Origin of the sequence: Enterobacter cloacae complex sp. IR5459 (genome assembly GCF_049238005.1) — a bacterium.
Lineage (GTDB): Bacteria > Pseudomonadota > Gammaproteobacteria > Enterobacterales > Enterobacteriaceae > Enterobacter > Enterobacter hormaechei_C.
In genome coordinates this window covers 111012-133333 of the sequence record NZ_JBMKIG010000005.1, presented here as the reverse complement: position 1 = coordinate 133333, position 22322 = coordinate 111012, and the positions used below count along the sequence as shown (strand labels likewise).

Genomic DNA, 22322 nt, shown 5'->3' with positions numbered 1-22322 from the left:
CGCAGAGCAGGCGCCTTAGGGTCAGAAGGACAGGGTCACGCCTGCGTAATACGCACGGCCTGGTTCGTTATAGGTCGATGCACCGTCATTTTCACGGTAAATCTGCTTGTCAAAGAGGTTGCTGATGCCGGCATTCAGGCGCAGGTTTTTGGTCAGCTGATAGTTACTGCCGATACCCACGATGGAATACGCGCCGATCTCTCTGTTGGACATCGCATTTTCCTCTTTGCGGATTTCAGCGTTTTCTCTGGGCTTCTGGCGGCCGTACATCGTCCAGCTTACGTTGGCTGAAAGCTTGCTGTTAACCTCCCAGTCCAGCATGGTGTTGACGGTATATTTGGGGATAATCGACAACGGATTACCGGTGTCTTTACTTTTAGACTGAATCATATACGTCGCATTAGTACGCCAGGTTAGCGTGTCGCGAATAACAGGGACGGTGAGGTTGCCTTCCAGCCCTTCAACAACGGCCTTTCCTCCGTTCTGCCACTGAAGGATATTTGCGCCGCTGCTTGTCTGGCCCAGCACATCCGTTCCTGAAACGATCTTGTTTTTGTAATCGTTGCGGAACCAGGTTATGCCAGCCTCGTAGCCTTCCAGCGCAAAGGCCAGGCCAATCTCTTTGTTCACGCTGATTTCAGGATCCAGATCCGGGTTGCCTAACAAATAACAGCTTCCTTCGGAAACGTTGTTCGGGCAGCCATTACCGCGGGTGGAAAGCAGATAGCCTTCGCTGGATTGATACAGGTTTGGCGCTTTAAATACCCGAGCGATACCCGCTTTAACCTTGAACATGTCACCCAAATCCTGAGAGACGTTCAGGCTAGGGCTCCAGTTGCTGCCGAACTGATTGTGATAATCAAAGCGGATCCCTGGGATCAGGTTGGTGCCCTGACGCGCTTCAATATTGTCCTCAAGATAGATGCCGGTGAGGTCAGCGCTGTTTTTGCTGTTGCGCTCAGAAGCCGTGCCGGGAACGCCGTTAATCACTTCTCCCGACACATTTGTCGCCTGCATTGAGGCCGGATCGTTCAGTTCATCACGATTCCATTCTGCACCCACGGTTAGCGTCTGTTCGACCAGCCAGAAGAAAGGAATGTTCAGCTCACCCGTTGAACGGTATGACTCCAGCCGGCTGGTATCGTATTTATCGCTATTGATCATCCCCTCAACTTTGCCCGTAGAGCCTTCTTCCAGGCGGGTGTTGTTGGTCTTTTCATAATAGACACCGAACTTTGACTGACCCCAGTCCCAGATGCCGTTGTGCGTAATGCCATAAGACTGGCGGTACATTCGGTTGGTTTCGTGTCCATACAGGGACGACACCAGACCGTCAGGGCTGACGTTGCTGTTGCTGTATTGAGTATCACCCGCGTAGATATTGCCCTGGCGGCTGTAGCTGTAGTCGAAATCGATAATCTGCTGTGGCGTGAGTTTCCAGGAGAGCAGGGCATTGATGTCCTTGTTGCGCACGCCTTCACGTCCGGCGGCGTAAGAGCCATTTTGCGCGGTGTTGATGTCCTGAGCATCTGCGTCAGTTTTATTGATATTCCCGTACAGGCGCATCGTTAACGCATCGCCCGCAAGGGGGCCGCTCAGATCAAAATTAGCGCGTTTTGTCGCCCCCTCTTTATCATTTTCAGGCTGGTTAGTGTACAGGGAGAGTGAGCCGTGCCAGTCGTTGGTCGGGCGTTTGGTAATGATGTTGACGACGCCGCCGGCCGCCCCCGAACCATAGCGGGCGGCAGCAGGTCCCCGGAGCACTTCAATGCGCTCAACCATCTCTGGCGGAACCCAGTTAGTATCCCCGCGGGTGTCGCGCTCCCCGCGCCAGCTGTAGCGCACCGAGTTACGTGACGTCACCGGCACACCGTCAATCAGAATCAGCGTGTTCTCCGGCCCCATACCGCGGATGTCGATCTGGCGGTTGTTACCGCGGCTGCCTGTCGCGCTGTTTCCGGTGAGGTTAACCCCGGGCATTTTGCGAATAATTTCTGAAAGATCGTTAACCGGTGGATCCTTTTCTATGTCCTTTGCCGTGATGATGGAAACCCCCGGCTGTTGCTTCAGCGCCTCTTCAGCGGTGGCCTGAACAACCATTGTTTCACCATCGGTGAGAGTCTCTTCCGCTGCGTGTGCGCTCTGGTATAGCGTTGAAAAAATGGCGAGCGTAAGTGTAGCCGGGGCAAATCTTATTATGTTATTCATCAACTCATTTCCATTTGTTAAAAATGCGATGACGAATATTAATGATAGTCATTCTCATTACAATAAAGTGACAGCAATCTCCATAAAATCTTCATGATTCAGACATTTTCGCAGGAAGGATGTAGAGAAAAGAGAAGGCGGGAAAAGAGGCCAGACCGCGTGGCGATCTGGCCAGAAGGATCAGTGCTTGTCATCCTGCGGCATGTGGCGATAAATATAAACGCCGCTGAGCAGGGTGAAGATAAGAGTCAGCGCCGTCAGGCCAAACACCTTGAAGTTGACCCAGATATTCTGCGGGAGCCAGAATGCGATATAGATATTCGCCAGACCACACAGAATAAAAAATAGCGCCCAGGCGATATTCAGACGCCCCCACACAGCCTGCGGCAGGGTCAGTTCTTTCCCCAGCATGCGCTGGATCAGTGGCTTCTTCATCACCCACTGGCTGATGAGGAGTGCGCCCGCAAACAGGCCGTAAATCACCGTGACCTTCCATTTGATAAATTCATCATTGTGGAAGAACAATGTCAGACCACCAAACACCGCCACCATCAGGAAGGTGATGAGCGCCATCTTTTCAACTTTGCGATAGCGAACCCAGCTGTAAATCAGCACCACAGCCGTTGCCACAATCAGCGCCAGCGTGCCGGCATAAATGTCGTACAGCTTATAAAAAGCGAAAAATACGATCAGCGGTAAAAAATCAAGAAACTGCTTCATTCTGCGATCCCAGTTACTGACGAATTAACATGTACAGGCGGAACAAATAGACCAGCAGCACGGCTGAAATCAGATTGCTCAGCGTATTGGCGACAACCGCTCCGACGTTTGGCGTTAACACCGCAAAATTCGGCGCAAACAGCAACAGCAGAGTCTTGGCCAGCAGCCAGCTGATAACGGCCGGGGCGACCAGTCGCATATTGGCCCATGCGAGCCTGATGCTGCTGCGCATGGCGGTGAAAATGCCCAGTTTGTCCTGCACAACCATTACTGGCGCGAATGAAAGCACGATAGCCAGCAGCACGCCCGGAACGACCACCAACATGATCCCCATCTGGACCAGCAGCGTGGTCAGGAAGATGAGGATAAACAGCTTTGGCAGCACCGGAGCACTGGCCCCGATTGTACGTAACGCGCTGACGCGTTGGCCGGCAGATACCAGTTGGATCATCAGCAACACGCCACCCGCCAGAATGGCGTTGCCAATCAGACCCGAGAAGGTAGATGCCGCAGATGCGCGCAGCAAGATTTGCTGTTGCTCAGGCGTCATATTCTGCACAAGGTCAAACAACCCTGCGCTGCCTGCAAGATGATCCCCCTGGCTCAGCGTGGCAATCTGTTCATCACTGGGTGAGAACGCATGACCCAGCACCACCGTAATAAAGGCGCACAACAACGCGATCAGTAAAAAGGTAATGAACTGATTGCGGAAAAAATTTCCCGTGTCACGGTAGACAGACTTCGCCGTGATAGACATGCACTCTCCTTGAGTATTGCAGGTGTTAATTAGCCGGCAATTGTACACCGGATAACACGCTGGTGGCAGCATCAAGGCTTGTATGGAAAAGCATATCTTTGTAAAGCGGCGGTAATCCATAGCGGGCGCGGGCGCGATTGCATGCCTCATTGACCTGCCCATCCTCTCCCGACATCGCGAAAGTGCGACACGGGCTGGGGCGATCCGCGTAAATGGAGCAGCGGGTGGATACCCCAGGTTCACCTTCCAGTGCCACACAGCGGCTCTGTTTTTGATTGGTGCCGCGCATACAGCGCAGAAAAGGGGTTAAGGGTTCAGTGAGATCGACCGGAACGGTGCCGCCGCCATCGCTGGCTTCAGCCCAATAGAAAGAGACTCGAAAATACGCACAACAGGCTCCGCACGTCATGCACGGGTTATGATCACTCATGGCACACCTGCAAAAGTAGAACGCATCAAATCACATTGTGAGAGCGATAAATTATCCAGCCGCTACAGGAAGCGCAAGAGAGGGAAAACAGAAAATTTTGTAACCATGAAATGCCAAAAATTGACGCGGTAACAACTTATTGCTTTATGAGGTGTCACCAAAAATTAACCTAGATCAATGAATGTTAACTTACTGGTTTTAATGTGATCTGTGTTAGATCACTTATTACTCATTTGTGAGTATATTCTCCTCCGCAATTAAAACCACAACGATGGAGCGGATATGAAAAAATTAGCGGTGGCAGCCCTTATCTTAAGCAGTCTCTCTGGCGGCGCTTACGCGCATGAAGCAGGTGAATTCTTTATTCGTGCCGGTTCGGCAACGGTACGTCCAACGGAAGGGTCCGACAATGTGCTGGGTATGGGCGGGTTTAACGTCAGCAATAACACCCAGTTAGGCCTGACGTTTACGTATATGGCAACGGATAACATTGGCGTCGAGCTTTTAGCCGCCACGCCATTCCGTCACCGCGTCGGTTTAGGACCGACCGGGGACATTGCCACGGTGCACCATTTGCCACCAACGCTGATGGCGCAGTGGTACTTCGGAGATTCCAGCAGCAAGGTGCGCCCTTATATTGGTGCAGGCGTTAACTACACCACCTTCTTTGATGAGAAATTTAACGATACCGGTAAAGAGGCCGGGCTCTCCGATCTCAGCCTGAAAGACTCGTGGGGCATGGCGGGACAGGTTGGTCTGGATTATCTGATTAATCGTGACTGGCTGATCAACGCCTCTGTCTGGTATATGGACATTGATACGGACGTGCGCTTTAAAGCTGGCGGGCAGCAGCAAAGTATCAATACCCGTCTGGATCCGTGGGTATTTATGTTCTCAGCAGGCTATCGTTTCTGACAGAAGATATATCCCCTGTCAGCCGGTGATTGCTGTATGGTGGTTGTTCCACACACCTGTCTGGAGGGGATATCCCCAACATCAAATTTGAGTGTCCGGTTTGTGCAGGTAAACAGTTTCAGTTCACGACGTTCAGCCCAGCACATAGCCTACCTCACGGTGCTATCTGTTCCGTTTGCGGAACACGTCTCACCATTCATTCATGCCTGCCGAAGCTCAGACGACGACGGTGGCCAAAGCCAGTAAACTAGAAAAGGCCTCTGAGAGGCCTTTTTCGATCGTGAAATCACTTCTGAATTAAATAACGAATGGTTGGTCCGTCCTGCTGGATATCCAGCACGGTATAGCCGTGATTTTTGGCATCAAGCGGAATGTTATTGATCGACTGGGGGCAATCGCTCACCACTTCCAGAATTTCACCTTTCTTTAGCTGCGGTAGCGCTTCAAGCGTGGCGACGGCCGGGTAAGGGCAAGGTTCACCCACCATATCGAGACGATAATCAGGCACGATCTCTTTCATGCGGCATTCTCCTGAGTTTCAGTTTTGGCGGTGGCGCGTCGGAAGAAGCGCTTCTCTTGTGCAACAACCAGTAAGAAGGCGATGAGCAGCAGGGCATAGGTCACCAGGAGCCCCCCGAGTGGACCAAAGGTTTTCAGCAGGTTAACCTTGTCCCAGTTTGTTGCCAGCACCGGAGAGACGTCATCCCAGTAGCAGGCCAGAAGGGTAGAGCCAATCACGTTACCCAGACCCACCCACCAGTAATGCACCTGGCCTTCCACAGCGCGATACATCCAGCCGGTTTCACACCCGCCCGCTAGCACAATGCCAAAGCCAAACAGCAGCCCGCCAATCACGGCATTTGGGCCCGCCCACATAATTTTTGGCTCCACGCCGAGCTGAACATAGCTGAAGATGCCAATTGCGCTCACGGCCATGCCGGCAATGATCGCCTTCGCCATCATGGTGCGTCCGGTGATCCACATATCGCGAAACGCGGAGGTAAAGCAGATCTGCGCGCGTTCAATCAGCAGACCAAAGCCGACGCCGAACAGCATGGCCAGACCGAGTTTGGGCTGATTCATTGCCGTGCAAATCGCCCAGGCAACCATAGCAAAAAAGACCAGCATACCGAGGCGGAAACGACGACGCGCCTGATCGGGTTTTTGCGTTAACGGAGAGGCAGCGCTAACTTTCGTCATTTTCACCGGAATGCGGAACAGCGGCAGCAGGGTGAATTTAGCACCGAAGTAGGAGCCGATGGCGGTGGCGACGGCAAAGAACCAGGCATGCAGCGAGAACTGCGGAATGCCGGTAAAGAACGCGGCCAGATTACAGCCCATCGCCAGACGAGCGCCAAACCCGGCAATGATGCCGCCGACCACGGCCTGCATAATGCGGATGCGGCTTTTCGGCAAGCGCAACTTAACGTTGTTGGCCCACAGCGCGGCCGCAAAACAGCCGCCGAACATGCCAATGATCATCATCCCGTCGATGCGGGTCAGCGGTGTGCCCTCAAGATGGATCAGTTTGAAGTAGCCCCACTCTTCGGCATGGACGCCTGCCAGCTGTAATAGCTGCCCACCCCAGCGGGTAAACTCGCCCGTAACAGCCCAGAAGGTGCCGGTAATACCGAAATAATAGGTAGAGAGAATGCCTGCCGCGATAACGGCCGGAACAGGTGACCAGAACTTAACCAGGTAAGTCTGTTTGAAGGAATACCATGACATGAATAACCTCTGAACTCAGAAGGGTAACGCTAAAAAGAGCCCAGATCATACGCTTACGCGAAAGTTTGGAAAGTCATTCACACCGAAAATATCGACAGGATCAATTTTGACCTGCTTCTTTCAGGAAGAGAGGAGGGAAAACCGCCTGACGCCGGGGCCAGACGGTGTTAACGGTTACGCCTTGCGCGTGGCCGCTTTCATGGATGTGACGAATGCGTGTAATTCAGCCAGCATCTGCTGTGGTTTATCCACGTTCTTCTCGATAATTTTCACGATAGCCGAACCCGAAATGGCCCCGGCGGCTTTCGCGTCAATCGCCGCAGTAACCTGATCCGGTGAGGAAATGCCAAAGCCCTGAAGCGGCGGTGCAGCATGGTATTCTGCAAGCTTCTCCACCAGATGATGCAGCGGCAGCGCGGCTTTGTTTTCCGCACCGGTGACGCCCGCACGGGAGAGCAGGTAGGTGTAACCTCGTCCGTAAGAGGCAATCTGGCGCAACAGATCGTCATCGGCATTCGGTGGACAGATGAAAATCGGCGCGACGTTGTGGCGCATTGCCGCCTGACGGAATGGCGCAGACTCTTCAACGGGCACGTCAGCCACCAGCACGGAGTCAACGCCCACGCGGGCGCACTCTGCGTAAAACGCATCAATACCGCGGCTGAACACCAAGTTGGCGTACATCAGCAGGCCGATCGGAATGGTCGGGTGCTTCTGACGGATCGCCGCCAGCATTTCAAAGCACTGGCTCGGCGTCACGCCCGCGGCAAACGCGCGTAGCGTTGCGTTCTGAATGGTCGGGCCATCCGCCAGCGGATCGGAGAACGGAATACCGAGCTCCAGCGCGTCGGCACCGGCATCAATCAGGGTGTCGATAATCTTCAGCGACTGCTCCGGGCCGGGGTCGCCCAGCGTCACGAAGGGAACGAACGCGCCTTCCTGGCGCGCTTTCAGTTGTGCAAATGCGTTGTCGTAGCGTTCCATCAGATTTCCCCTCGTGCTTTCAGAATATCGTGAACGGTGAAGATATCTTTGTCACCGCGACCGGAAAGGTTTACCACCAGCAGCTGCTCTTTTTCCGGGTTTTCCTTCATCATTTTCAGCGCGTGCGCCAGCGCGTGGGAAGACTCCAGCGCCGGGATGATCCCTTCATTGCGGCACAGCGTTTTGAAGGCCTCCAGCGCTTCGTCATCGGTGATGGAGACATAATCCGCGCGGCCGGTGCTGTTCAGGAACGCGTGCTGCGGCCCTACGGACGGGAAATCCAGCCCGGCAGAGATCGAGTAAGACTCCTCAATCTGCCCTTCATCAGTCTGCATCATCGGGGCCTTCATGCCGAAGTAGATCCCCACGCGGCCATGCTTCAGCGGCGCACCATGCTCGCCCGTTTCAATGCCGTGGCCGGCAGGCTCAACGCCAATCAGCCCAACGCTGGTTTCGTCGATAAAATCGGCAAACATGCCGATGGCGTTAGATCCGCCGCCAACGCAGGCGATCACCGCATCCGGCAGGCGACCCTCTTTTTCGAGGATCTGCGCTTTAGTCTCTTCGCCGATCATGCGCTGGAATTCACGCACGATGGTCGGGAACGGGTGCGGGCCCGCGGCGGTACCGAGCATGTAGTGGGCGGTTTCGTAGCTGCCAGACCAGTCGCGCAGCGCTTCATTACAGGCATCTTTCAGCGTGGCAGAACCGCTGTGCACCGGGATCACTTCCGCCCCCATCAGACGCATACGGAACACGTTCGGCGACTGGCGCTCAACGTCCTTCGCCCCCATGTAAATGCGGCATTTCAGGCCGAGCAGGGCGCTGGCGAGCGCTGAGGCCACACCGTGCTGCCCCGCGCCGGTTTCGGCGATGATTTCGGTTTTACCCATCCGCTTCGCGAGCAGCGCCTGGCCCAGCACCTGGTTAGTTTTATGCGCGCCACCGTGCAGCAAATCTTCACGCTTAAGATACAGCGTAGTTTTAGTGCCTTCGGTCAGGTTGCGGCACTTTGTCAGCGCCGTCGGACGACCGGCATAGTTTTTCAGCAGGTCAGTAAACTCCGCCTGAAACGCCGGATCTTTCTGTGCGCTCACGAACGCTTCTTCCAGCTGGCGCAGCGCGGGCATCAGGATTTGTGGGACATACATCCCACCGAACTCACCAAAATACGGGTTAAGTAATGTCGTCATCTTCTCTTCCTTAATATGCACGCAGAGTTTTAAATACCGATGCCAGCTTGCTGGCGTCTTTAATGCCCGGTTGGGACTCTACGCCTGAATTGAAATCGAGGCCGGCGCAGCCGGTTTTGGCCGCTTCCACACAGTTATCGGGGCTTAATCCCCCCGCCAGCAGGACATTGTCCAGCACTTCGCCACGCAGCAGTGACCAGTCGAAACGCTGCCCCGTGCCGCCCTGGCCGTTGTCGAGCACGTATTTATCAACATGCTTCAGGTTACGCGCGGGCAGGGTGGCGCCAACGCTTTGCGCTTTCCAGATCTGAACCTGAGGCGCCAGAGCATGTCGCAGAGCATCGATGTACGCCTGATCTTCATCGCCATGCAGCTGAACCGCGCTCAGGGATAACGCGTCCGCTTTAGCCGCAACGTCGTTAATATCCGCATCGCGGAACACGCCCACGTAGTTCAGTGGCGCAGCCGCCATCACCTTGCGCGCCTGTTCCTCATTAACGGCGCGAGGAGAGGACTCAACAAAGATCAGACCACCATAGATTGCGCCCGCTTCATATGCGGCCTGCGCATCCTGTTCACGGGTCAGGCCGCAGACTTTGTTCTCACCCAACAGCACGCGGCGCACGGCCGCATTAAGATCGTCGTGTTCCATCATCGCGGAGCCGATCAGGAAACCGTTGGCAAAGTGGCTGAGTTCGCGCACCTGAGCGTAGCTGTTTATCCCGGATTCGCTGATCACCGTGACGCCCGCGCCCAGACGCGGCGCAAGCTGGCGCGTACGGTTGAGGTCAATCGACAGGTCGCGCAGGTCGCGGTTGTTAATGCCGACCACTTTTGCTTCCAGCGCGATGGCGCGCTCCAGCTCCTCTTCGTTGCTCACTTCGGTCAGCACGCCCATATTCAGGCTGTGCGCGACGGCGGAGAGCTGGCGATACTGCTCGTCATCCAGCACGGAGAGCATCAGCAGGCAGGCATCGGCCTGGTAAAAGCGCGCCAGCCAGATCTGATACGGGTCGATAATAAAGTCTTTGCACAGAATCGGCTGCGGCGCGATGCCGCTGACTACGGGCAGAAAATCGAAGCTGCCCTGAAAATATTTCTCATCCGTCAGCACAGAAATGGCAGACGCATGATGCTTGTAGATACCGGCAATACGCGCCGGGTCGAAATCGTCACGGATCACGCCTTTGGACGGAGACGCTTTTTTACACTCCAGAATAAACGCGGTACGCGCGCCCTGGAGCGCATCATAAAAACGACGGCTGCTCGGAACGACGTCATTCTGAAAACTGGCGAGCGGCTGCTGTTGCTTGCGGGCTTCCACCCAGATGGCCTTATCGGCGACGATTTTCGCTAAAACGGTCTGCATTATTTACCCTCTTGCCGCAAGTGCGGTAACGCGATCGTAAGCTGCACCGGAGCGCAGTACGTCCAGAACTTTTTGGGCGTTGGCTTTTAGATCTTCCTCGCCATGTAAACGCATCAGCATGGCTACGTTGGCCGCCACGGCGGCCTCATGGGCGGCCTCACCTTTACCTTGTAATAAGCGCGTGAGAATGTCACGGTTTTCTTCCGGCGTGCCGCCCGCCAGGGCGTCCTGATGGTACGGGGTCAACCCGAAGTCAGCGGCCTCAAGCTGATAGTTCAGCACTTCGCCGTGATTCAGTTCCGCCACCAGCGTGGGCGCATGCAGGGAAACTTCATCCATCCCGCCGCTGTGTACCACGGCGGCGCGTTGGTAACCGAGGACGCGCAGCGTCTCCGCAATCGGCAGGACCAGCTCCGGGCTGTAAACGCCAATCAGCGCCAGCGGCGGATGCGCCGGGTTAATGAGTGGACCGAGCACGTTAAACAGCGTGCGGGTTTTAAGCTGCTGGCGAACCGGCATCGCGTGGCGGAAACCGGTGTGATACTTCGGCGCAAACAGGAAACAGACGCCCAGGTCATCCAGCGCTTCACGGGAACGCTCGGCGTTCATGTCCAGGTTGATACCGAAAGCCGCCAGCAGGTCGGACGATCCGGAACGGCTGGACACGCTGCGGTTGCCGTGTTTCGCCACTTTCAGACCGCATGCCGCGGCCACAAAGGCGCTGGCGGTGGAAATATTGATACTGTTACTGCCGTCGCCACCGGTCCCAACGATATCGGCAAACGGATAGTCCGGGCGCGGGAACGGGGCGGCATTTTCCAGCAGCGCGGTTGCCGCCCCGGCGATCTCCTGAGGGCTTTCGCCGCGCACTTTCATGCTCACCAGCGCAGCGGCCAGCTGCTCAGGCTTCAGCTCGCCGCGCACGACGGCGGAGAACAGCTGGTGGCTCTCCTGCTGGCTCAGGGTCTGAGCCTGATACAGTTTTTCCAGAATCGGTTGCAGGGTGTTGGTCTGCTCCAGCTTTTGCAGCGCCCAGTCGAGCGTTTGCTCCAGCAGGCGCGCGCCGTTGGACGTCAGGATAGATTCCGGGTGGAACTGCATCCCGCAGACGCGATCCGCATCATGACGCACCGCCATCACCATCCCTTCAAACGAGGCGTTAATGGTCAGCCCGGCCGGAATGTTGCTGCCAACCAGCGAGTGGTAACGCGCTACCGGAAGCGGGTTCGGCAGCCCGGCAAACATCGCCTGACCGTCATGTTCAATGCTTGACGCTTTGCCATGCAGGATCTCCCCCGCCTGACCCACGTAACCGCCGTAGGCTTCGACAATCGCCTGATGGCCAAGGCAGATGCCGATAATCGGCAGCTTGCCGCGCATACGGGTCAACAGCTCAGGCATACAGCCTGCTTCGCTCGGTGCGCCTGGGCCCGGGGAGAGCATCAGCACCGGGTTTTGCATGGTCGCCAGACGGTCAATCAGCGTCTGGGCCGGAACGTGGTTGCGATAGATAACGACATTGTGACCATTCGCACGCAGCTGATCTGCCAGGTTGTAGGTAAAGGAGTCGATATTATCGAGCAGCAGAATGTCAGCCATCAGAAAATCTCCTGTGCATGGTGTGCGGTAGCAATGGCGCGCAGTACCGCGCGCGCTTTACTGCGGGTTTCGTCGGCTTCCGACTGCGGAACAGAATCCAGCACAATTCCGGCCCCGGCCTGGACGGTGGCAATGCCGTCCTCAACGTAGGCGGAGCGGATCACGATGCAGGTATCGAGGTCACCGTGAGCGGTGAAATAGCCCACGGCACCACCGTAGCTGCCGCGACGGCGGCCTTCAGCTTCGGCAATCAGCTGCATGGCGCGGACTTTCGGCGCGCCGCTCAACGTGCCCATGTTCATGCAGGCGCGGTAGGCGTGCAGGACGTCGAGGTCGTGGCGCAGCTCACCCACCACGCGGGAGACCAGATGCATGACGAAGGAGTAGCGGTCGACTTTGGTCAGGTCCGCCACGTAGCGGCTGCCAGGCGTGCAAATGCGTGCCAGATCGTTACGCGCCAGGTCAACCAGCATCAGGTGTTCGGAGAGCTCTTTATGGTCGGTACGCATTTCCAGTTCAATGCGGCTGTCGAGATCGCGGTCCAGGGAGCCATCGGCACGACGGCCGCGTGGGCGGGTTCCCGCTATCGGGTAGATCTCAATCTGGCGGCTGGTGGCGTCGTACTTGAGGGAGCTTTCCGGCGACGCGCCAAACAGGGTGAAATCATTGTCCTGCATAAAGAACATGTACGGGCTTGGGTTGCTCTTTTTCAGCACATCGTAAGCCGCCAGCGGCGACGGGCAGGGCAGTGAGAAGCGACGGGACGGCACCACCTGGAATATCTCCCCGGCACGAATCGCTTTTTGCATCTGACGCACCACCGCGCCGTACTGATCGTCGGTCTGACTCACCTCGCAGGTCATCTTTTCAACACGCTGCACCGGGAGCGCGGGCGGTGCTTCCGACATCTGCTGTTGCAGTTGGGCGATGCGCTGCGCGAGGCGATTTTTCTCAGACGCAGACGGCGTGAACAGGCTGGCCTGGATGCGGGTGTATTTTTTCTGATGGTCGATCACCAGCAGGGTTTCGGCCAGGTAGAAGCAGTAGTCCGGGCAGCGGTTACCCTGCTCGGTTTGGGGTAAATCTTCAAAGCCAGCAACCAGGTCGTAAGCAAACAGCCCGCCAAAGAACATTGCTTCGCGCTCATCTTCCGGTACGGCCACCAAATTTTGCAGCAGACGGAAGGCGTCAAAAACGGAGAGCGAGCAGAGGCGGGCATCCTCATCCAGCAGCTGGCTTACCGGTGGGAAATGCAGAATTCTCAGGTCCGGATGACGCTCATTTTCAATACCTGAAGGCAGAGCCGCATCCAGCAGCGGCAGCAGCGACGCGCCATTCTCAGATAACGCCTTAATAGTGACAGTATCACCCGCTGCGGTAATGCGCAGCGCGCTGTCAACCAGCAGCAGGCTTTTGAGATCGTCCTTGCTGTCGATATCAGCAGATTCCAGCAGCAGCGTCGCAGGACGTGCACCGCACACCTGATGAAACAGCGCGGTAGGGTTATGGCGATAGGCCGCCTCGCAGGTCAGCAGTTCGAGGTGGGGTTTGGCTGTTTGCATGTTGTTGTTCTCATATTCTGTTCAAAAAAAAGCCCGCTGGGTAGCGGGCTGGGTATCTGTTTGCTTATCGCAGACGCGTGACACTGCCCGAAGATCAGGAAGTACGCCACCAACCGTGCAGAGCGAAATGTGCTGTCATTTTCAGATACCTTTCTCGTGTGAACTTGCGTACTAGTTAACTAGTTCGATGGCGTGTTGTCAACCCCTGATTTCAGTATTTCACGGTTAGTCGGTATCATAGGGGCTTCGGATGTCTCCAACCTGTTATGGGAAGTGCTTTGAGCGATACCACCTACGCCGTAATTTATGATTTACACAGCCATACGCAGGCTTCAGATGGCCTGCTGACACCCGAAGCCCTGGTCCATCGCGCCGTTGAAATGCGTGTCGGCACGCTGGCAATAACCGATCACGATACCACTGACGGCATTCCCGCCGCGCGCGCCGAGATTGTCCGCAGCGGACTGGCGCTGGATCTGGTGGCCGGGGTTGAGATCTCGACGGTCTGGGAAAACCACGAAATTCATATCGTTGGCCTGAACATCGATACAGAACATCCGGCCATGCGTGCTTTTTTGCAAGAACAAAAAACACGCCGCAATCAACGCGCGGAGATGATTGGCGAACGTCTGGAAAAAGCGCATATTCCCGGTGCGCTGGAAGGCGCGCGAAAGCTGGCGAACGGTGGGGCGGTGACGCGCGGCCATTTCGCCCGTTTTCTGGTGGACGCTGGTAAGGCGACGACCATGGCGAATGTCTTTAAAAAGTATCTGGCGCGCGGGAAAACCGGATACGTTCCCCCACAGTGGTGTACAATAAAACAAGCTATTGATGTGATTCATCATTCTGGCGGTAAGGCCGTGCTGGCCCATCCGGGGCGGTATAATCTTTCTGCTAAATGGCTGAAAAGACTGCTGGCACACTTTGCCGAATGCGGCGGTGAGGCGATGGAAGTTGCCCAGTGTCAGCAGGCACCCAATGAACGTTCGCAGCTCGCGACCTACGCCCGTCAGTTTGGCCTGCTTGGCTCACAGGGTTCAGATTTCCATCAGCCCTGCGCGTGGATTGAACTGGGGCGCAAGCTCTGGTTACCCGCGGGCGTTGAGCCTGTCTGGCAGCTCTGGGAACAGCCACAGCAAATTGAAGAGAGGGAAGTATGAGTCAGTTTTTCTATATCCATCCGGATAACCCCCAGCCACGTCTGATTAATCAGGCCGTGGAGATCGTCCGCAAAGGCGGCGTTATTGTCTACCCAACCGATTCTGGCTACGCGCTGGGCTGTAAAATTGAGGACAAAGGGGCGATGGAGCGCATCTGTCGCATCCGCCAGCTGCCGGACGGCCACAACTTTACCCTGATGTGTCGCGATCTCTCTGAACTGTCGACCTACGCTTATGTTGATAACGTGGCCTTTCGCCTGATTAAGAACAACACGCCCGGTAACTACACCTTCATTCTGAAAGGGACAAAAGAGGTGCCGCGTCGTCTGTTGCAGGAAAAACGTAAAACCATCGGCATGCGCGTGCCGTCGAACCCGATTGCCCAGGCGCTGCTGGAAACCCTCGGCGAGCCGATGCTCTCCACATCGCTGATGCTGCCGGGCAGTGAGTTTACCGAGTCCGACCCGGAAGAGATCAAAGATCGTCTGGAGAAGGTGGTGGAGCTGATTATCCATGGCGGCTATCTTGGCCAGCAGCCGACCACCGTGGTGGATCTCACCGAAGACGCGCCAGAAGTCATTCGTGAAGGCGTGGGCGATGTTAAGCCTTTCTTGTAAGGGTGTAAGCAGATATACTACGCGGCCATCAAAGCAGGGCGCCGCCCTGTTTTTGACCTGATTCGACGCCTGTGAAGGCGACACCTGAGGAAGCTCAATGAGCGAGAAGTTACAGAAAGTGCTGGCGCGTGCCGGCCACGGTTCGCGCCGTGAAATCGAAGCCATTATTGAAGCAGGCCGCGTGAGTGTGGACGGTAAAATCGCCACGCTCGGTGACCGCGTTGAAATCGTACCGGGGCTGAAGATCCGCATTGACGGCCATCTTATCTCCGTGAAAGAGTCTGCTGAACAGATCTGCCGCGTGCTGGCTTACTACAAGCCGGAAGGCGAACTGTGTACCCGCAACGATCCGGAAGGCCGCCCGACGGTGTTTGACCGTCTGCCAAAACTGCGTGGCGCCCGCTGGATCGCCGTAGGACGTCTGGACGTGAACACCTGCGGCCTGCTGCTGTTCACCACCGATGGTGAACTGGCAAACCGTCTGATGCACCCGAGTCGTGAAGTGGAACGTGAATACGCCGTTCGTGTTTTCGGCCAGGTTGATGAAAACAAACTGCGCGACCTGTCGCGTGGCGTTCAACTGGAGGACGGCCCAGCGGCGTTCAAAACCATCAAGTTTACCGGTGGTGAAGGCATTAACCAGTGGTACAACGTTACCCTGACAGAGGGACGTAACCGCGAGGTGCGTCGTCTCTGGGAAGCGGTAGGCGTGCAGGTTAGCCGCCTGATCCGTGTCCGTTACGGCGACATCCTGCTGCCAAAAGGCCTGCCGCGTGGGGGATATACCGAACTGGATCTGACTCAGACCAACTACCTGCGCGATCTGGTTGGCCTGACGCCAGAAACCTCGTCGAAAGTGGCGGTAGAGAAAGATCGTCGTCGCATGAAGGCGAATCAGATCCGCCGTGCGGTGAAGCGTCACAGCCAGGTCAGCAGCAATCGCCGCTCTGGCAGCCGTAATAACAACGGTTAATTGAAAAGCCCGGTGAATACATCGGGCTTTTTTTCTTCAGTAATCAATCCCAATTTGCGCTTTGATTCCCGCATCGAACGCATGCTTAACCGGACGCAGCTCGCTGACGGTATCGGCCAGCTCCAGAATATCCCGATGACACCCGCGCCCCGTGACAATAACCGTCTGATGCGCTGGGCGGTTTTTCAGGGCAGCCAGCACGGCCTCCAGCGACAGATAGTCGTAGGCGACCATATAGGTGATCTCATCCAGCAACACCATGTTCAACGACGGGTCAGAGAGCATCCTTTTAGCATGCTCCCAGACGGCGAGGCAGGCTGCGGTATCGGTTTCCCGGTTCTGGGTATCCCAGGTAAAACCGGTCGCCATCACCTGAAACTCAACGCCATGCGGCTCGAGCAGATTACGCTCGCCGTTGGGCCATTCACCCTTGATAAACTGGATCACGCCCACTTTCTGCCCGTGCCCGACTGCGCGGGTGGCGGTACCAAATGCGGCGGTGGTTTTGCCTTTACCGTTGCCGGTAAACACAATGAGGATCCCACGCTCGTCCTGAGCGGCCGCCACGCGTGCATCAACCTGTTCTTTCAGACGCTGCTGGCGCTGCTGATGCCGATCTTCACTCATTGCGATATCCCCGGTTTGCGGCCTGGCTGGGCATCGAATGTCATTCCGGTTTTACGACGGCTGTCGTCACCCATCAGCCACAGGTAAAGAGGCATAATATCGGCCGGGGTTTTAAGCTTTTGCGGATCTTCTGTCGGGAAGGCGCTGGCACGCATTTTGGTGCGTGTACCGCCCGGGTTAATACAGTTAACCCGCAGGTGGCGGCTTTGGTACTCTTCGGCCAGCACCTGCATCATTCCTTCGGTGGCAAATTTTGAGACGGCGTAAGCCCCCCAGTTCGCACGCCCCTGACGCCCCACGCTGGAGGAGGTAAAGACCAGCGAGCCGGAATCGGAGTTGAGTAATAAAGGAAGCAAGGCCTGGGTCAGGAAGAACGTCCCGTTGACGTTAACCTGCATCACCTGCTGCCAAATCTCCGGATCCTGTTCATCCATCGGGCGCACTTCGCCCAGTAACCCCGCGTTGTGCAGTACGCCATCCAGACGCGGATAATGCGTGCTGATACGCTGGGCAAGGGCCTGACATGACGCTGGCGTACAGGTCAGCAGATCGAGCGTATACCAGGGCGTGGGGGTACCGCCGGCGTTTTCGATTTCACGGGCGACGGCCTTGAGCTTTTCTTCATTACGTCCCAGCAGAATAAGGCTCGCACCGTATTCAGAATAGGTCAGCGCCGCTTCGCGACCAATCCCGTCGCTGGCACCGGTAACCAGAATGATGCGGTTCTGTAGAAGGTTTTTTTGTGGCTGATAATGCACGGTGGCTCCTCAGGCGCATTGGGCGTGACTTGCACCTTTATTTATGACTTTTCGGCTTTATGCCCGAAACAGCGTCAGAATTCAATCAGTCTACAGGACAGATCGCTGGGAAATTAACAATTTGCAAAGATTTAAACCAGAAACGGGGGATTCCTGAAGCCGCCTCGCAGAGGTAATGTCCAGAGCGAGACGCCTGCGCAGGGCTGTTGTACACTGGCGTGAAAGATTCGTGGTTAAATCAAGGTGGAACGCGTGGAATTACTTTCTCAGTATGGGTTGTTTTTGGCCAAAATCGCGACGGTGGTTATAGCTGTCGCGGTGATTGCCGTCCTGATAGTCAACCTGACGCAGCGTAAGCGTCAGCGTGGTGAGTTACGCATTACCCGCCTGAGCGAACAGTATAAAGAGATGCAGGAGGAGATGTCTCTGGCGCTGCTTGACGATCATCAACAGAAGCTGTGGCTAAAAGCCCAGAAGAAAAAACATAAGCAGGACGCCAAAGCTGCGAAGGCGAAAGCTAAACTCGCCACGCCACAGGCTGACGCAAAACCGCGCGTCTATGTGCTCGATTTTAAAGGTAGCATGGATGCGCATGAAGTCTCCTCACTGCGTGAAGAAGTGACGGCGGTGCTGGCCGTGGCGACAGCCCAGGATCAGGTGGTGGTACGCCTTGAAAGCCCGGGTGGCGTAGTGCATGGGTATGGACTGGCGGCTTCGCAGTTACAACGTCTGCGGGATAAACAGATCCCGCTCACCGTGGCGGTAGATAAGGTCGCGGCGAGTGGCGGCTATATGATGGCGTGCGTGGCGGATAAAATCGTCGCGGCACCGTTCTCCATTATCGGCTCGATTGGGGTAGTCGCGCAGATCCCTAACTTCAATCGTTTCCTGAAAAACAAAGAGATCGACATTGAACTGCATACGGCGGGCCAGTACAAACGTACGCTGACGCTGCTCGGCGAAAATACCGAAGAGGGACGGCAGAAGTTCCGGGAAGATCTGAACGAAACCCACCATCTGTTCAAAGATTTCGTGCACCGCATGCGCCCAACGCTGGACATTGAGCAGGTGGCTACGGGCGAACACTGGTACGGCACGCAGGCGCAGGAGAAAGAGCTGGTGGATGAAGTGGGTACCAGCGACGACCTCCTGCTCAACCTGATGGACGGCCGTGAGCTGGTGGGGGTGCGCTTCACCCGACGTAAGCGCCTGCTCGACCGTTTTACCAATAGCGCGGCAGAAAGCGCGGATCGCCTGCTGCTACGCTGGTTGCAGCGCGGACAAAAGCCGCTGTTGTAAAGAAAAACGCGAGGCAGATGCCTCGCGTTTTCGTTTTAATCGACCAGGTGGTACTTCTCTGAGAGGGTATGCGCCAGGTATTTAAACATGTTAAATACGGCGGTGCTTTTTGGGGTGGGTAATCCTTGTTCATCAAGGAAGTATTCACCGCTGAACACCAGCACGCCATTACGTTGTTCCACGCCAGTCGCTTCAATCCCCGCCAGGGTGTCTTCATGGTCGCGAATGAGTTTGTTTGCTTCGATAAGCAGTGAAGCTCGGTCAATGGGTTGGGTCGTATTCTGCATATTCCACTCCTTAAACAGTGACAATAGTCTACGCCTGGGTCGCTTCGGGGGCAAATTTTCCCTGTTATCCGAGGGGATAAGGAACAGGGGCTGGCTGGCGGGATTTGCTTTTGCATGCTAATAAAGTTGCGTAACGAATTTTATCAGGTACAGTGTGCGCTTTCGTCATTCTGGCAACAGAATTGCTTGACATTCGACCGGGAATTCGTCACGAATGAACTTTGATGTGAGAAAAATACCCGAAAACTCAATGACCTGGATGTCGCCATTCTGACGTTCGGTAACACATAGGGGTTGATATCCCCTGACGACGTCGCAATATCAATGGCTCGTCGTCAGCGGAAGGGAAATCAACGTGCGGCGTATTCCTGGAAGAATTAAATTAGGTAAAGGTGAATATGGGTAAAGCTCTCGTCATCGTTGAGTCCCCGGCAAAAGCCAAAACGATCAATAAATATCTGGGCAATGACTACGTGGTTAAGTCCAGCGTTGGTCACATTCGCGACTTGCCGACCAGTGGCTCAGCCAGCAAAAAGAGCGCAGACTCTACCTCCACCAAAGGGGCTAAAAAGCCTAAAAAGGATGAACGTAGCGCGCTTGTCAACCGCATGGGTGTTAACCCATGGCACAACTGGGATGCACATTACGAAGTGCTGCCAGGCAAAGAAAAAGTCGTTAACGAGCTGAAACAGCTTGCTGAAAAAGCAGACCACATTTATCTCGCAACCGACCTTGACCGCGAAGGGGAGGCCATCGCATGGCACCTGCGGGAAGTGATCGGGGGTGATGACAAACGCTACAGCCGTGTAGTGTTCAACGAAATTACAAAGAATGCGATTCGTCAGGCGTTTGATAAGCCGGGTGAACTGAATATCGACCGTGTTAACGCTCAGCAGGCGCGTCGCTTTATGGACCGCGTTGTAGGCTACATGGTCTCGCCGTTGCTGTGGAAAAAGGTCGCTCGCGGCCTGTCTGCGGGGCGTGTGCAGTCTGTTGCTGTTCGTCTTGTTGTTGAGCGTGAACGCGAGATCAAAGCGTTCGTCCCGGAAGAGTTCTGGGAAGTGGATGCGAATGTCACCACGCCGGGCGGCGATGCGCTGCCGTTGCAGGTGAGCCACCACAACGACAAACCGTTCCGTCCTGAAAATCGCGATCAGACCATGGCCGCCGTGGCGCTGCTGGAAAAAGCGCGTTATCAGGTTCTGGATCGTGAAGACAAACCGACCAGCAGCAAGCCTGGCGCACCGTTTATCACGTCAACGCTTCAGCAGGCGGCGAGTACGCGTCTGGGTTACGGCGTGAAGAAAACCATGATGATGGCCCAGCGTTTGTATGAAGCGGGTTACATCACCTACATGCGTACTGACTCCACCAACCTGAGCCAGGACGCTGTCAACATGGTGCGCGGCTATATCGAGGACAACTTCGGTAAGAAATATCTGCCGGACAGTCCTAATCAGTACGCCAGCAAAGAGAATTCTCAGGAAGCGCACGAAGCGATTCGACCTTCTGACGTTTCCGTTCTGGCAGAATCGCTGAAAGATATGGAAGCGGACGCCCAGAAGCTGTATCAGCTGATCTGGCGCCAGTTCGTAGCCTGCCAGATGACGCCAGCGAAATACGACTCCACCACGCTGACCGTCGGCGCGGGTGATTTCCGCCTGAAAGCGCGCGGCCGTATTCTGCGCTTCGACGGCTGGACAAAAGTGATGCCTGCGCTGCGTAAAGGTGATGAAGACAGAACGCTGCCTTCAGTCAACAAAGGTGACGAGCTGTCGCTGGTTGATCTGGTCCCGGCTCAGCACTTCACCAAGCCACCTGCGCGCTTCAGCGAAGCATCGCTGGTGAAAGAGCTGGAAAAACGCGGCATCGGTCGCCCATCCACCTATGCGTCAATCATTTCGACCATTCAGGATCGTGGATACGTTCGCGTTGAGAACCGTCGTTTCTATGCTGAAAAAATGGGGGAGATTGTCACCGACCGTCTGGAAGCGAACTTCCGCGAGTTGATGAACTATGACTTCACCGCGCAGATGGAAGACAGCCTCGATGAGGTTGCCAGCCATAAGGCAGAGTGGAAGAAAGTTCTCGACAGCTTCTTCAGCGATTTTACCAATCAGCTTGAGAAAGCCGAGAAAGATCCTGAAGAGGGCGGCATGCTGCCTAACCAGATGGTACTGACGAGCATCGACTGCCCAACCTGTGGCCGTAAAATGGGGATCCGTACCGCGACCACGGGCGTGTTCCTCGGTTGCTCTGGTTATGCGCTGTCACCGAAAGAGCGTTGCAAAACCACCATCAACCTCGTGCCGGAGAACGAAGTTCTCAACGTGCTGGAAGGGGACGATGCGGAGACTAACGCACTGCGCGCCAAACGCCGCTGTAAGAAATGCGGCACGGCGATGGACAGCTACCTGATCGATCCAAAACGCAAACTGCACGTTTGTGGCAATAACCCGACCTGCGATGGTTATGAGATCGAAGAAGGTGAGTTCCGCATTAAGGGCTATGACGGTCCGATCGTTGAGTGTGAGAAATGTGGTTCCGAAATGCACCTGAAAATGGGACGCTTCGGTAAGTACATGGCATGCACCAACGACGACTGTAAAAACACGCGTAAGATCCTGCGTAACGGTGAAGTTGCGCCGCCGAAGGAAGATCCGGTTCCGCTTCCTGAGCTGCCGTGTGAGAAGTCAGACGCGTATTTCGTGCTACGTGACGGCGCTGCCGGGGTATTCCTGGCGGCCAACACCTTCCCGAAATCGCGCGAAACCCGTGCGCCGCTGGTAGAAGAGCTGTATCGCTTCCGCGACCGTCTGCCGGAGAAACTGCGTTATCTTGCCGATGCGCCACAGCAGGATCCGGAAGGCAACAAAACCGTGGTGCGCTTCAGCCGTAAAACGAAGCAGCAGTATGTGGCGGCAGAGAAAGAGGGCAAAGCGACCGGATGGTCAGCCTTCTTTGTCGACGGGAAATGGGTTGAAGGCAAGAAATAATCTTTCCTTACCGTAACTTACCTGTGAAAGGGCCGGACTTCCGGCCCTTTTTTATTACGTAGTTATTATTTTTTGTTCCGTACTATACAGCCTGGCTATAAATGATATAGTGGTTATAGTTAACCCGTTTCTTATTATCA

General features: G+C 55.5%; 21 protein-coding genes and 1 other annotated feature. Of the genes, 6 read left to right on the top strand and 15 right to left on the bottom strand.

Translation table 11 applies throughout. The features are described from left to right. Positions 1 to 21: 21 nt before the first annotated feature. The 4 genes from ACOTX4_RS12375 to ACOTX4_RS12360 form a co-directional block, all read right to left on the bottom strand. Entirely contained in the window at positions 22 to 2208 is a 2187-nt protein-coding gene (locus ACOTX4_RS12375; protein WP_045333130.1) for a TonB-dependent siderophore receptor, read from the bottom strand. 180 nt (positions 2209 to 2388) lie between these two features. After that, positions 2389 to 2928, bottom strand: a complete 540-nt coding sequence (locus ACOTX4_RS12370) for a septation protein A (protein ID WP_003856762.1) — start codon at positions 2926 to 2928, stop codon at positions 2389 to 2391. A 13-nt stretch (positions 2929 to 2941) separates the two neighbouring features. Beyond that, positions 2942 to 3685: a YciC family protein gene (locus ACOTX4_RS12365; protein WP_045333129.1), complete on the bottom strand. Its 744-nt coding sequence runs from the start codon at positions 3683 to 3685 to the stop codon at positions 2942 to 2944. A gap of 25 nt (positions 3686 to 3710) precedes the next feature. Continuing rightward, a complete protein-coding gene (locus ACOTX4_RS12360) occupies positions 3711 to 4115 on the bottom strand; it encodes a YkgJ family cysteine cluster protein (protein ID WP_003856766.1) in 405 nt (134 codons plus the stop codon). Positions 4116 to 4397: 282 nt separating this feature from the next. Between ACOTX4_RS12360 and ompW the strand changes: the two genes are divergently transcribed. Further along, the gene (gene ompW, locus ACOTX4_RS12355) at positions 4398 to 5030 is read left to right on the top strand and encodes an outer membrane protein OmpW (protein ID WP_003856769.1); all 633 of its coding nucleotides are present in this window, start codon (positions 4398 to 4400) and stop codon (positions 5028 to 5030) included. 286 nt (positions 5031 to 5316) lie between these two features. On the opposite strand, the gene yedF is transcribed toward ompW, so the two are convergent. The 8 genes from yedF to trpL all read right to left on the bottom strand — a co-directional run bounded on the left by yedF (position 5317) and on the right by trpL (position 13604). Then, on the bottom strand, positions 5317 to 5550 hold the full coding sequence (gene yedF / locus ACOTX4_RS12350) for a sulfurtransferase-like selenium metabolism protein YedF (protein WP_003856774.1): 234 nt from the start codon (positions 5548 to 5550) through the stop codon (positions 5317 to 5319). Beyond that, entirely contained in the window at positions 5547 to 6758 is a 1212-nt protein-coding gene (gene yedE, locus ACOTX4_RS12345) for a selenium metabolism membrane protein YedE/FdhT (protein WP_045333128.1), read from the bottom strand. Before yedE ends, yedF begins: the two co-directional genes overlap by 4 nt. 174 nt (positions 6759 to 6932) lie before the next feature. Beyond that, positions 6933 to 7742, bottom strand: a complete 810-nt coding sequence (trpA, locus tag ACOTX4_RS12340) for a tryptophan synthase subunit alpha (RefSeq protein WP_032609356.1) — start codon at positions 7740 to 7742, stop codon at positions 6933 to 6935. Further along, positions 7742 to 8935, bottom strand: a complete 1194-nt coding sequence (trpB, locus tag ACOTX4_RS12335; protein ID WP_003856780.1) for a tryptophan synthase subunit beta — start codon at positions 8933 to 8935, stop codon at positions 7742 to 7744. The genes trpA and trpB overlap by 1 nt, the downstream gene beginning before the upstream one ends. Before the next feature lie 10 nt (positions 8936 to 8945). Next, positions 8946 to 10304: a bifunctional indole-3-glycerol-phosphate synthase TrpC/phosphoribosylanthranilate isomerase TrpF gene (trpCF, locus tag ACOTX4_RS12330; protein ID WP_003856781.1), complete on the bottom strand. Its 1359-nt coding sequence runs from the start codon at positions 10302 to 10304 to the stop codon at positions 8946 to 8948. 3 nt (positions 10305 to 10307) lie between these two features. After that, on the bottom strand, positions 10308 to 11903 hold the full coding sequence (gene trpD, locus ACOTX4_RS12325) for a bifunctional anthranilate synthase glutamate amidotransferase component TrpG/anthranilate phosphoribosyltransferase TrpD (RefSeq protein ID WP_032609354.1): 1596 nt from the start codon (positions 11901 to 11903) through the stop codon (positions 10308 to 10310). Next, positions 11903 to 13465: an anthranilate synthase component 1 gene (locus ACOTX4_RS12320; RefSeq protein WP_022651355.1), complete on the bottom strand. Its 1563-nt coding sequence runs from the start codon at positions 13463 to 13465 to the stop codon at positions 11903 to 11905. The genes trpD and ACOTX4_RS12320 overlap by 1 nt, the downstream gene beginning before the upstream one ends. A 23-nt stretch (positions 13466 to 13488) precedes the next feature. Further along, positions 13489 to 13583: a sequence feature (Trp leader region), on the bottom strand. Next, positions 13560 to 13604 carry a trp operon leader peptide gene (gene trpL, locus ACOTX4_RS12315; protein WP_071524153.1) on the bottom strand — a complete coding sequence of 15 codons (45 nt, stop codon included), beginning with the start codon at positions 13602 to 13604 and terminating at the stop codon, positions 13560 to 13562. Its footprint overlaps the feature before it by 24 nt. A 127-nt stretch (positions 13605 to 13731) precedes the next feature. Between trpL and rnm the strand changes: the two genes are divergently transcribed. The 3 genes from rnm to rluB all read left to right on the top strand — a co-directional run bounded on the left by rnm (position 13732) and on the right by rluB (position 16215). Beyond that, positions 13732 to 14625 (top strand): RNase RNM, encoded by an 894-nt coding sequence (gene rnm, locus ACOTX4_RS12310; protein WP_023314252.1) that lies wholly within the window; start codon positions 13732 to 13734, stop codon positions 14623 to 14625. Further along, the gene (locus tag ACOTX4_RS12305) at positions 14622 to 15242 is read left to right on the top strand and encodes an L-threonylcarbamoyladenylate synthase (protein WP_003856793.1); all 621 of its coding nucleotides are present in this window, start codon (positions 14622 to 14624) and stop codon (positions 15240 to 15242) included. The genes rnm and ACOTX4_RS12305 overlap by 4 nt, the downstream gene beginning before the upstream one ends. Before the next feature lie 97 nt (positions 15243 to 15339). Continuing rightward, entirely contained in the window at positions 15340 to 16215 is an 876-nt protein-coding gene (gene rluB, locus ACOTX4_RS12300; protein ID WP_032658649.1) for a 23S rRNA pseudouridine(2605) synthase RluB, read from the top strand. Between the two features lie 36 nt (positions 16216 to 16251). Here the strand turns inward: rluB and cobO are convergent, their stop codons facing one another. Then, positions 16252 to 16842, bottom strand: a complete 591-nt coding sequence (cobO, locus tag ACOTX4_RS12295; protein WP_003856796.1) for a cob(I)yrinic acid a,c-diamide adenosyltransferase — start codon at positions 16840 to 16842, stop codon at positions 16252 to 16254. Continuing rightward, positions 16839 to 17600, bottom strand: a complete 762-nt coding sequence (locus ACOTX4_RS12290) for a YciK family oxidoreductase (protein ID WP_017384219.1) — start codon at positions 17598 to 17600, stop codon at positions 16839 to 16841. The genes cobO and ACOTX4_RS12290 overlap by 4 nt, the downstream gene beginning before the upstream one ends. A gap of 252 nt (positions 17601 to 17852) precedes the next feature. On the opposite strand from ACOTX4_RS12290, the gene sohB reads away from it, so the two are divergent. Next, on the top strand, positions 17853 to 18899 hold the full coding sequence (gene sohB, locus ACOTX4_RS12285; protein WP_421635388.1) for a protease SohB: 1047 nt from the start codon (positions 17853 to 17855) through the stop codon (positions 18897 to 18899). Positions 18900 to 18934: 35 nt separating this feature from the next. On the opposite strand, the gene ACOTX4_RS12280 is transcribed toward sohB, so the two are convergent. Beyond that, the gene (locus ACOTX4_RS12280; RefSeq protein ID WP_003856804.1) at positions 18935 to 19186 is read right to left on the bottom strand and encodes a YciN family protein; all 252 of its coding nucleotides are present in this window, start codon (positions 19184 to 19186) and stop codon (positions 18935 to 18937) included. Between the two features lie 398 nt (positions 19187 to 19584). On the opposite strand from ACOTX4_RS12280, the gene topA reads away from it, so the two are divergent. After that, entirely contained in the window at positions 19585 to 22182 is a 2598-nt protein-coding gene (topA, locus tag ACOTX4_RS12275) for a type I DNA topoisomerase (protein ID WP_045333127.1), read from the top strand. Positions 22183 to 22322: the final 140 nt, after the last annotated feature.